At 59.3% G+C, this 11427-nt stretch carries 9 protein-coding genes and 1 pseudogene; 2 read left to right on the top strand and 8 right to left on the bottom strand.

Translation table 11 applies throughout. From position 1 onward, the window contains the following. Positions 1–609 (top strand): hypothetical protein (locus MWR57_RS03045; RefSeq protein ID WP_423123312.1); only part of this gene is annotated, 609 nt, incomplete at its 5' end. 100 nt (positions 610–709) lie between these two features. Here MWR57_RS03045 and MWR57_RS14435 read toward each other — a convergent pair. The 5 genes and pseudogenes from MWR57_RS14435 to MWR57_RS03020 all read right to left on the bottom strand — a co-directional run. Beyond that, a pseudogene (locus MWR57_RS14435) lies at positions 710–841 on the bottom strand (helix-turn-helix domain-containing protein); the annotation flags it as partial. Between the two features lie 65 nt (positions 842–906). Continuing rightward, a complete protein-coding gene (gene metW, locus MWR57_RS03035; protein WP_423123310.1) occupies positions 907–1524 on the bottom strand; it encodes a methionine biosynthesis protein MetW in 618 nt (205 codons plus the stop codon). A gap of 11 nt (positions 1525–1535) precedes the next feature. Next, positions 1536–2687, bottom strand: coding sequence for a homoserine O-acetyltransferase MetX (gene metX / locus MWR57_RS03030; protein WP_423123309.1), 1152 nt, complete (start codon positions 2685–2687; stop codon positions 1536–1538). Positions 2688–2690: 3 nt separating this feature from the next. Next, a complete protein-coding gene (locus MWR57_RS03025; protein ID WP_423123308.1) occupies positions 2691–3947 on the bottom strand; it encodes an O-acetylhomoserine aminocarboxypropyltransferase/cysteine synthase family protein in 1257 nt (418 codons plus the stop codon). 146 nt (positions 3948–4093) lie between these two features. Next, the gene (locus tag MWR57_RS03020; protein WP_423123307.1) at positions 4094–4963 is read right to left on the bottom strand and encodes an inositol monophosphatase family protein; all 870 of its coding nucleotides are present in this window, start codon (positions 4961–4963) and stop codon (positions 4094–4096) included. Between the two features lie 41 nt (positions 4964–5004). Between MWR57_RS03020 and MWR57_RS03015 the strand changes: the two genes are divergently transcribed. Beyond that, positions 5005–6570, top strand: coding sequence for an MFS transporter (locus MWR57_RS03015; protein WP_423123306.1), 1566 nt, complete (start codon positions 5005–5007; stop codon positions 6568–6570). Here MWR57_RS03015 and fliK read toward each other — a convergent pair. The 3 genes from fliK to MWR57_RS03000 form a co-directional block, all read right to left on the bottom strand. After that, a complete protein-coding gene (fliK, locus tag MWR57_RS03010) occupies positions 6545–7621 on the bottom strand; it encodes a flagellar hook-length control protein FliK (RefSeq protein WP_423123305.1) in 1077 nt (358 codons plus the stop codon). The two genes, MWR57_RS03015 and fliK, sit on opposite strands and share 26 nt — an antisense overlap. A gap of 56 nt (positions 7622–7677) precedes the next feature. Continuing rightward, positions 7678–9606, bottom strand: a complete 1929-nt coding sequence (locus MWR57_RS03005) for a response regulator (protein ID WP_423123304.1) — start codon at positions 9604–9606, stop codon at positions 7678–7680. 330 nt (positions 9607–9936) lie between these two features. Beyond that, complete coding sequence (locus MWR57_RS03000; protein WP_423123303.1) at positions 9937–11199, bottom strand: YeeE/YedE thiosulfate transporter family protein; 1263 nt, start codon at positions 11197–11199, stop codon at positions 9937–9939. Between the last annotated feature and the right edge of the window lie 228 nt (positions 11200–11427).

Genomic DNA, 11427 nt, shown 5'->3' with positions numbered 1-11427 from the left:
GATCAGGTCTTCCGGCTTTTTGTAATCGGCAATCAGTTGGTCAAGCACTTCTTTGGAAATGGCCATATCTCTCTCCTTGGTTGGGGGCGAACTTTTCTACCCCCGGAATGGCCATTTACACAATCCTTTTTACACCCTCCTCCAGGATGGCATGTCAGGAAATATGACGACACCACATTTTATCGGAAACATTTTCAATCATTTGCCGGTGGCTCCGAGGCGGTCGATTTTCTCGCATTCAATGCAAGCGAGAAGGAGTGTTGGCTGATCGAATCGAAAGATTACCGGCACCATCCAAGAATAAAAGCGAAGGATCTTTTTGAAGAAATTGCCATGAAAGTGCGAGCAACGCTTGCCGGACTATGTAGTATGCGGGCCAACGCTGGCGATGACGAGCGAAAATTTGCAACAGAGGCGCTAAAAAAAGTCAAGTATCGGGTCGTTTTCCATCTTGAGCAGCCAACACACCCTTCGCGCTTGCGGCCCCAGATTTATGACCCAAAGTCGTTACGCGACAAATTACGACAAATAATGCGGCCAGTTGACCCTCATGCGTTAGCCGGAAACAATAAAATCTTGAATGGCAAGGCGGCATGGACGATCACTTGAAAGGGCGAAAACTGGAACAGACCACGTTTATCGATATCGGGACAGACCACGTTTTATGAAAACCATGGACGCGTACAGCATCAAATAAAAATCGCCGAAGAACCCCGAATCGTGCCGCCAGGGCCTTGGTCTGCCGGGCATTGATCTCGCGTTTGCCGACCAGTATCTCGCTCACCACGGATTGTCCGCCGATCTCTGCGAAAAGATCGGACTGCTTGAGTCCGCGGAGTCTCGGGGTCACAGGAGTCTCGGGGTCAGATCTTGAAAAATAAGTTTTTTTGCACCATTCTGTCTCCCTCAACCCGCCTCCTCCCGACCATCGCGTCCAATCAGAAAAATGCCGTAAGTGGCCCGCAGGTTGGGGAGAAAGGTGACGATATTACCCGTTTCCTGCTGCCGGTGGGTGTTGATCGCCACCTCCTTGAGGATGGCGATCTCCTTTTCCCGTGCAAAGTTGCGGAAATCCCTCAGGGTGATCACCCGGATATTGGGGGTGTTGTACCATTCGTAGGGCAGCTCCTTGCTTTTCGGGGCATAGCCCGCGAAGAGGAGCTGTAGGCGGATGCGCCAGTAACTGAAATTGGGGAAGCTGACAATGACCTTTTTGCCGATGGCAAGCAGGGTATCGATGAGGACAACCGGTTCGTAAACCTGTTGCAGGGTCTGGCTGATGACGATGTAGTCGAAGCTGTCCGGCGGATAATCGGCGACCTCCAGGTTGAAATCCCCCTGGAGCACGGAAATCCCCTTGGCGATGCAGACCGCCACCTCGGCCTCATCCTTCTCGATGCCCGTGGCCTTGACCCTTTTCTGCTCCTTGAGGTACTGGAGCAGCTCCCCCTCCCCGCAACCGAGGTCGAGCACCCGCGAACCGGGCTCGATCCAGGAGGCGATGATCTGTAGATCAAAACGCATGGCTTTCCCCCTCACACGTCCGAAGACTCTTCCCGGAAAATCCGGGAGAGAAACGCCGCCACCAGGGCGTGCAGCCTTTCGCTGGGCAGCAGGAAGGCGTCATGGCCCCAGTCCGATTGAATCTCGCAAAAACTCACATCCAGGCCGTTGCGCTTGAGGAGTTGCACCAGGGCGCGGGACTGCTCAGTGGGGTAGAGCCAGTCCGAGGTGAAGGCCACCACCAGGAAGCTGGTGCGGGAGTCTTTGAATGGAACGGCCAAGCCGCCGGCTGCGTAGTCGTCCAGGTCGAAATAATCCGCGGCCTTGGTCAGGTAGAGGAAGGAATTGGCGTCAAAACGCTCGACAAACTTGTTGCCCTGGTAGCGCAGATAGCTCTCCACCTCGAAGCCCGCGTCAAAATGAAAGGAAAGGGCATCCCTGCTTTTGAGCTGCCTGCCGAACTTCTGGCGCATGGATTCGTTGGAAAGATAGGTGATATGCCCGATCATCCGGGCCACGGCCAAGCCGAGATCGGGCTTGGCTTGGCCGTAATAATCGCCCCCTTGCCAATGGGGATCGGCCATGATCGCCTGCCGGGCCACCTCGTTGAAGGCGATTGATTGGGCCGAATGCCGTGGCGTGGTGGCCAGGGGAATCGCCGCCCGGACCATCTCGGGATAGCGGGCGCACCAAGCCAAGACCTGCATGCCGCCCACCGAGCCGCCCACCACCGCGAGCAAGCGGGAGATGCCGAGATGATCGATCAGCGCCTTTTGCGCCGTCACCATGTCGCCGATGGTGACCAGGGGAAAGGACACCCCATAGGGCTTGCCCGTGACTGGATTGAGCGAGGAAGGGCCGGTGGAGCCCATGCAGCCGCCCAACACGTTGGCGCAGATGACGAAATAGCGCTCCGTATCGATGGCCTTGCCCGGACCGACCATGATCTCCCACCAGCCGGGCCGGGCATCTTCTGTGGTGTAACAGCCAGCCACATGGGAATCCCCGGTGAGGGCATGGACCACCAGGATGGCATTGCCCTTGTCCGGCGTCAGGGTGCCGAGGGTTTCGTAGGCAAGGGTCACCGGGCCCAACCGCTCGCCGCTTTCAAGCACCAGCTCGTGGGGCGGCTCGCCAAAGGTGAAAAACTGCTTTTCTACCAGGTTGAGGCAGGCGGGGTTCATGACCTAGATCTTCGCAAGCGCCTGGGCAAGATCGTCGATGATATCCTCCGCCGCTTCGATCCCCACGGAAAACCGCACCAGATCCGGGGTGATGGAGAGATTCTTCTTCGGCTCCTCGGCAAAGGAGAGGTACTGGCTGGAATAGGGATGGATCACCAGGCTCTTGCAGTCGCCGATGTTGGCCAGGTGATAGACCATCTTCAAGTTATTGATGAAGCGGAAACAGGCTGCCTGATCCGCCAGGCCGAAGGTCAGCATGCCGCCGAAACCCAAGCCCCCGAACTGTTTTTGCGCCACCCCATGCTGGGGATGGTCGGCAAACCCGGGGTAATTCACCCATTGCACCTTGGGCTGCGAGGCGAGAAAACCGGCGACCTTTTCGGCATTGGCCAGGTGGCGCTCCATCCGCAGGGCCAGGGTGTCCAACCCCAGCATGGTCAAATAGGCATGGAGCGGCGCGGCGGTGGTGCCGAAATTGATGTGCAGCTCCCGCCAGACCCGGTCCAGATAAGCAAGCTCGCCCTTGCGTTCGACAAAGGGGGCAAAATCGGGAAACCGCTCGCTGCTCCAGTTGAAATTCGCCCCGTCGATCACCACCCCGCCTGCCGCGTCGCCGTGGCCGCTGAGGTACTTGGTCGTGGAGTGGATGACGATGTCCGCGCCCAGCTCCAGGGGGCGGCACAGGTACGGAGTGGCCAGGGTATTGTCCACCAGCAGGGGCAACCCGTGGCTGTGGGCGAGTTCCGCTGCCCGGGCCAGGTCCGGCACATCCATCTTCGGGTTGCCGATGGTTTCAAGGTAGAGAAACCGGGTTTTCCCGTTGATCGCCGCCTCAATGGCCGCCAAATCGGTGGGCTCCACAAAGCGGGCCGTGATCCCGTACTTCTTGAAGACATTGGCAAAAAGCACATAGGTGGACATGAAGAGCGAGTTGCCGCAGACAAACTCGTCCCCGGCGCGGAGCAGGGCCAAGCAGGCGTTGGTGATCGCCGCCATGCCCGAAGCCATGAACACCGCGCCGCGGCCGCCTTCGAGTTCGGCCAGCTTCTTTTCCAGCACCCGGTTGGTGGGGTTGGTGAGCCGGGCGTAGATATGCTCGGTGGTCCGCCCGCCAAAGGTATCGCTCAAGCTCTCCGCCGTCTCGTGGCAATGGGCCGCGGTCTGGAAAATAGGGGGCAGGGTGGCGCCCTGCCACTCCCCCGGGGTGAGGGCGGCATGGATCACCCGGGTATGAAAATGCATTTTCTTCTCAGTGTCCATGGTGCCTCTCCGGCTCGCTTCGTTTTCGGGGATACAGGATTGCCTGCGGGGTTTTCCGGCCCAGCTTTTCGAAAAGACTACCACATTGTGGCAGCATGTTCATAGGAAAAAACCGCCGTCATTCTCCATTTTTCACTTTTCATTCTTCACTTTTTCCCCACCCGGGTAAAATCCGCCAATTGCCCGACCAGCTCGGCATGGATCCTGCCATTGCTCGCCACCACCTCCGGGACATAGGGGGTATATTCCTCGCCGTCGTAGGTGGTCAACCTGCCCCCGGCCTCGCTCACCAGCAGCATGGCGGCGGCGGTATCCCAGGGCTTGAGGTTGATCTCCCAGAAGCCATCGGTTCTGCCGCAGGCAAGATAGGCGAGATCAACCGCCGCGGCCCCGGTCCGCCGCACCCCCTGGCATCGCGTCAGCAACCGGGCAAGGACGGCCATCACCCCCTCGACCTCCTGGGCAATGGCATAGGGAAAGCCCGTGGCCAAAAGGGAATCCTGCAAGGTTGCCGCCCCGGAAACCTGCATGCCCCGCCCATTGAGCCAGGCGCCGCTGCCGAGGCAGGCGCAGAAAAGCTCGTCCTGCATGGGCGCGTACACCACGCCGACCTTGCTGACCGTGCCCACGGCATAGGCGATGGACACGGCAAAAAACGGAAAGTCGTGGGCAAAATTGGTGGTGCCGTCCAGGGGGTCGATGATCCAGACCGGACCCTGCGGCAGGTTTTTATAGGAGGAGTGCGACTCTTCCGCGAGAAAATCGATGCCGGAGCCCGCTTCCCGCAGCATGGCAAGCACGGTCTGCTCCGCGGCCACGTCCGCTTCGGTGACCAGGTCAATGCTCCCCTTGTGGGTTATACGGTGGGGCTTATTGTGCAGGTCTCGCAAGACGCTGCCCGCGGCAAGGGCCGCCCTGGCCGCCGTCCGCAGAATCTCCCCCAGGGCCGGGTCCTTGCAAGCCGCGACACACCGGGCTATCCTTTCATCCTCGCCTTCGTTTCGAATACCAGCCATTGTTCTCCCCATAATCGCTCAGATTCACCTCGTGAAATACCATGCGCACAGCAATCCCCTTTGCAGGATTAGCCGAGTTGCGATACACTGCAAAAAAATCAGCCGGCTCCAATACCACCGGCGCGAAACCCCGCTCTTTTTTCCAGAGGCAACAGATCCCTTCCGTGTCTTCCCCTGCAAACAAATGGCCCACCTTCCTCATCGTGGCCACCGGCGTCTTCATGTCCACCCTGGACAGCAGCATGGTGAACATCGCCCTGCCCTTCATCATGGAGGAGTTCCACAGCTCGCTCAGCGACACCCAGTGGGTGGTGATGATTTACCTTCTCACCATCACAGCCTCCCTCCTTTTCTGGGGCCATCTAGGAGACCGGCTGGGCAGGGGCAGGATATACACCGCCGGATTGTTGATCTTCGGCGTGGGTTCCCTGGCCTGCGCCTACGCCCCAACCCTCTCCTTCCTGATTTTTGCCAGATTCTGCCAGGCCCTGGGCGGGGCGATGATGATGGCCGCTGGCCCTGCGATCATCAAGGAAACCTTTCCTAAAGAACAGTTGGGCCGCGGCCTGGGGTTGATCGGCATGGCCGTTTCCCTCGGCCTGATGAGCGGCCCGAGCCTGGGGGGATTTTTGCTCGGACTCGCTTCCTGGCGCGTCCTTTTCTTTATCACGGTCCCGCTGGGGCTGATCTTCGCCTTCCTCGCCATCCGGATACTGCCCGGTCCGGCCAGGCGATACACCGGCCCGCTGGACTGGCTTGGCAGCCTGGCCTGGGCCACCGCCCTTGTTCTTTTTTGCCTGACCCTGGCCCATGCCTCCTCGGCCAACTGGTCAGCCACCCGGTTGCTCCTCACCGGCACGGCCGGGACGGGCGCCCTGTGCTGCTTTGTCGCCGTCGAATCCCGGCTGCCCCATCCGCTGCTGTCCTTGGCGCTTTTTCGCAACCGTCACTTCAGCCTGGCCATAACCAGCGCCGTGCTTTCCTTCATGGTGCTCTTTGCCGTAATCCTGCTCATCCCGTTTCATCTCGACCGCATCCTCGGGTTGCCGCCTTCGAAAATAGGCATGGTCATGCTGGCCATTCCCTCCTCGATCCTGCTGGTCTCCCCCCTGGCCGGCTGGCTTTCCGATTATGTCGGGGCGCGATTCATCTCCACCCTGGGGCTGAGCGTCTCCACCCTGGGGGTGTTGCTGCTCACCACGATTGAAGCCGCAACCTCGCCGCTGATTATTGCCGGGCATTTGATGTTGCTTGGCCTGGGCCAGGCCCTGTTTTTGTCGCCAAACAGCGCCTCGGTCTTAAGCCACGTGGAGGCCGACAAAGCGGGAGCAGCCGCGGCCCTGCTGGCCACGGCAAGAAATCTGGGCATGCTCCTGGGCATCGCCCAGGCCGCCCTGCTTTTCTCCCTGTTTTTTCGCGGAGAAACCAACGGCCTCGACTTGCGGGATTTCAGGCCGGAACATACCGCCTCCTTCCTGACTGCCCTGCACGCAACCTTGCTGGGAGCAGCCCTGAGCGGCCTGCTCGGCATCACCGCCTCCTGGCTCCGGGGCAACGTTACACCCCAAACCCCTCCTGCCGTCAGGCCTCCAGATCAACGATCCTGACACTCTCCAATTGCGCCGCAGCCTCCATCCCGGACTTCAATGATTCCAGCATGGAACCTTTGGCGACCCGGCAGGAAAAATGGACCGTTTCGTAACCGAGCTTACCCAGCAGCTCGTCCAGCTCACCGAGTTGCGGAGCCAAATACTCCCGCACCGCTTCGGTGCCCACGACACACTCCCCTTGCAGGGAACGGTCCTTGACCCGGATCTGGATCTGCACCTCCCCCAACCGGCTCATCTCCAAAAAAAATGAGAGCGCGTAGCCCCGCTCTTCGCCGGTTGCCGCCTGATCCTCCCCGCTGTCCAGGGTGAAAAGCCACTGTCCCACCCCGGCGCCCATGGCAAAAAGGCAGGGGAAGAGGAGAAATTGCGTCTGTTGGGGTGAAGCGGGCAGGACATTGATTTCGCCCTGTAATTCCAGGAGCAGCCCGAGCTTCTGCATGGCGGCGGCGTTTGGTTTGCCGAGAATCGCGGTCTTGTCCGCAGTCAGGAGGGCAAGCAGCTCCTGGAGCTTCCCCCCCTCCTGGCTTGAGCCGCTCTCCTCCCCAACGGCGCCGCTGCCCAGCATGCTCAAGAGACGGATGATCCGGTCCGGGTCGGGTTCCGCCCCCACGGCGGTATTGGCGAAATTCTGGAGCATCCCGGCCTGCTCGGCCAGACCCTTTTCCGCGTCCGCAAGAAAGGCGAGCCCGAGCAAGGCCCGCAAACCTTTGCCCATGGCGGCGGGATCGGCACAGTACTGACGCAGAAACTCCTGGGTTGCGCCTTTCTTGTCGGCCACCCGCAGCCACAGGGGCTCGGTTTGCCGCACCTCCAGCCACAGCGTGCTGCCCGGTTTCAGCGCCACCTCGCTTCTCGCCTCGACAAGCTGCCCGCCGATATCGAGCACCACCTTGCCCTCCGGGGTAATCCCGGTTACCTCGCCCCGGACCAATTGCCCCTGTCCGAACAACACCGAGGCAGGCAACCCCGGCTTGGGCGCGCCTTCACTCCGGTCCGCAGCCGGCACTTGTATCCCCTTGGCCACAAAGGGGGATCCTCCAATTTTCATGCGTAAACCGCCTTGTCTGCCTGATTCAGGAGATGTTCGGGAAAAAATCGCGGGAGTTACTGGAGAGGCAGAACCACCTGAACTTCCAGACCGCCGCCCGGATGGGGCTTGAGGGAAAAACTGCCGCCATGGGCACGGACAATTCGTTCCACCAGGGTCAACCCCATGCCGGTCCCATAGGTTTTCGTGGTAAAGAATGGATCCTTGGCCTTGTCCAGATAGGATTCAGGGATCCCGGGGCCGGTGTCGATGACCGAAACAACGGCTTGCCCTTCGACAACGGAGACGAGGATGGTCAACCTGCCCCCATCACCCATGGCCTCCACCGCATTCTTGAACAGATGGAGAAACACCAGGCGGATCTGGTGCATGTCTCCCTGGACCACCGGCTCCACCGGAGGACATTCCATCTCCCAGGTAACGCCGTGTTTCGTCATGCTCGACTGGAGCAGGAGAGCCGTTTTCCTGATCAGCTCGCAGAGCGTGAGTTCCTCCTTGTGGATCTCGCCCTGCCCCACAAAGTCAAAGAGATCCTCCAGGGTGGATTCCACCCGCTCCGTTTCGTGGATAATGACATTGAGATATTTTTCCCACTCGGCATCGACATTTTTTTTCCTCAGGATACGGGAGACCCCGCCGATGGAGGTGATGGGGTTTCTGATGATGTGGACCAATTGGGCCGCCATGTGACCCAGGGCGGAATACCGCTCCGCCTCGACCAGCAAGTCCTTGTTCCGGTCAAGCTCCTGGTTGGCCGCCTCAAGCTCCGCCACCTTCTGCTGCATCTCGTTGTACAGATGGCTCTGTTCGATGGCGAGGCTGGCCTGGCTGGCAAAAAGCTCCAGGGCGCCGACATGGCTGTCCTCAATGAACCGCCGGGTCACATAATTGTCGGCGATGATTACCCCGAAGGCCCGGCCGGGAGAGTACAGCGGCACCACGACAAAGGCATCCTCATCAAGGATATTGATGAGATCCCTGGGCACGCCAAGGTCGGGAAAACCGGTCTCTTCCCTGTCCCTGCGCTCACGAACCTTGCCCCCGTTGTGCTTTCTGTTATTTCCGAGACGCCGTTCAATGGGCATCGGCACCCAGCCGTTTTCCGGTGAAACCCTGAAGCTCCTCCGGCTCAGCACGGAATTGATCAGGATATTGTCCGTTTCCTCGGCCGAAACCACCAGATTCCGGGCTATGGCATTGACCGCTGCATCATGGCTCTTGCTGGTTTCCTTGAGATTGTCAACGATCTCCAGAAAATTAAGATCCCGCTCCTCGATCTCCTCCCAGACCCGCCCCGCCTCCTCCCGGGAACTCGGGCCAATGGCCATCTTCCCCCGCAAAAACCGGCCATCCGCATCGAACATAAGCAAAAATGCCCGGTTGAAGCCCAAACCTTCCCGGGAGGTGATCCCCACCAAAACCGCGCGCAGGATCTGGTCGAGCTCCACGGTGCTCAGATAGACGCTGTTCATCTTCACCGACAACTGATGCAGGAGCTGGATTCTGAAATGCGCCTCCTCCAGCTCCTCATGGTATTTGCGGTTTTCAAATACCAGCCGCCGCTTTTCCAGGGCCTTGCGCGCCACATGGAATATTTCCTCAAACTGCACCGGTTTGGACAGATAGTCCGTGGCGCCCTTGCGCATGCAGTCCAAAACCACCCGCAGCTCGGAAACACCGGTGAGCATCACCACCGCGACATCGGGATATTGGTCTATGATTCGGGGCAGAAGGGAGAGGCCATCGGTATCAGGAAGACCGATGTCAAGAAGGACCAGGGCCACGTTGCGGGAGGCCAGCACCTGCATAAGCTCCGTCGCCGAGGCGCATTCCGCCACGGCCAGCCCATGCTCTTCGAAATAGATCCTGAGCGGTTCGCGGATTGCCGCGTCATCATCAACAATGGCGATAACCTCGCCGTTTTGCAGCAATTGCCCCAGGGAAAGAGAGACATGGTGATGTAATCCGGAAACCGCCTCGACCATTAGAAACACCCTGCGGACAAAAAACGCTGCGCCTCGGCATGAGGATTAAGGCCCGTCACAATATCCTTTCCATTTCAGGCCATTGCACCAATGGGGAACTCGGTTTTAGCGCCTGGCCCCATATGCCGTCACAATCTTTACATATCAAAATACTTTTTTTGCGCAACGGCTTACCACAATGCTAGGACGACAGGCAAAGCACTGTCAAGGGAAATAACCTGTGCCTGACAGGCCGCGGAGCCAAAGGGCGGACAAAAAAAATCGCATTCCCCGAAGCACCCGGGGAATGCGATCCATCATCACCCATGCCGACCAGCGGCATGATGAACGTTACATCTCAACCATCAGCTTGCCGGTATCCTCATTCCAACTGACGATGAGGTACCAGAGGCACATGGCCAGAGCGATCACCGCCAGGGTGCCGCCGTATCCCAAAAAGGTGTCCGGCATGTAGATCCACTGGCCGAGCAATCCGCTTTCCTCGGCAGTGCCTTCCCAGGCCCATTCCTTAAACTTCGGGGTCAGAATGGCATTGGACACGCCGAAGGTGACAACGGTCAGCCACAGTTTGACCTGGCCTTCGCCCACCCGCCAGAGGCTGCCGGAACCGCAGCCGCCCGCCAGCATGGCGCCAAGCCCGAAGACAAGCCCGCCGAATACCGCGCCGAAACCAAAGGTGCCGCGCACATAATGCACCGGCTCACGGAGCCCGGTGGCCTTGACCACCGCGACGCCGACGGCAAGGAGCAGGATGCTCACCATGACGCCCCGCGCCAAGGTCCAATCGCCGGTCATGTGCGGCTCACGGAAAGCCTGCACCATGCACCAGCGACCGCGCTGCATGGTGTAGCCGATCGCGGCGGCAATGAGCAGCAGGCCGCTCAAACCGCCGGCAATGCCAAGATAGTCCTCTTCGCCGAGGTTGTCATAGTCCGCCACATGGATAACCTGATCCCCATAGGCATAGGCGCCCCAGATCAAGCCAACCAGGGCCAGGATGCCGAGGATCCTCCGCATGGGTACCGGAACCTCGATGGTCTTGGCGCCGCCGGCCCCCCAGGAGATGTTCTCCATCTCCCAGTAGATGTATTTGAGACCAAGGAGCACGCCCATTATCAGACCCAGCCACATGGCAAAGCCGTTGGCGGCCAGATTGCCGATGGCGTTGTACATGCCGCCCACGTTGCAGCCGCCGGCAAAGGCGGAACCGATGCCCATGAGCACACCGGCCACCAGCCCCTTGACCATCTCCAGGACCGGCGGGATGCGAATGTCGAAATTGTCACCCAGATTGGCGGACAAAAAGGCCCCGGCCACGAAACCGATGCCTATCACCGAGCCGGTGTCGAGCAGGGCGCTCTTGGGAGCGGCAGCCTCCCACAGGCCGATGGTATCCCACAGGCCAAGTCCGTAGATGATCCATTCCCCCCAGTTCCGGATGGCGCCAACCGCACCCCACGGCCGCGCCCAGACCAGGATCAGCACGCTCAAAAACGCGACGATGATCCCGGACGTGACGGAGTTCCACTCGTCCTTGCACAGTTTTTTGTACAGCCCCTTGACCTTACTCCCCATAACGCTTTCTTCGCCCATTCCAGACCTCCTCTCCCATTTTTTTGCAAATAATTACAAAACGATAAGCCTGCCATCCAAAAAACGAAAAAACCCGTTGAAATTGTCAGGACAATACTGTGACCGTACCGATAACCCCCTTTACCCGTGCCTTAAAATTTTGTCAAGTTTGACAAACCATTTTCCCGGATTCTCCCCCCGTATCCCCAATGCATCCATGCCCCCCATGCAGTATAATCTTCTTGAATT

This window comes from Hydrosulfovibrio ferrireducens (assembly GCF_046883345.1).
Lineage (GTDB): Bacteria > Desulfobacterota > Desulfobulbia > Desulfobulbales > Desulfurivibrionaceae > Thiovibrio > Thiovibrio ferrireducens.
The sequence above is the reverse complement of the archived record's forward strand: the minus strand, read 5'-3'. Positions and strand labels throughout refer to the sequence as shown.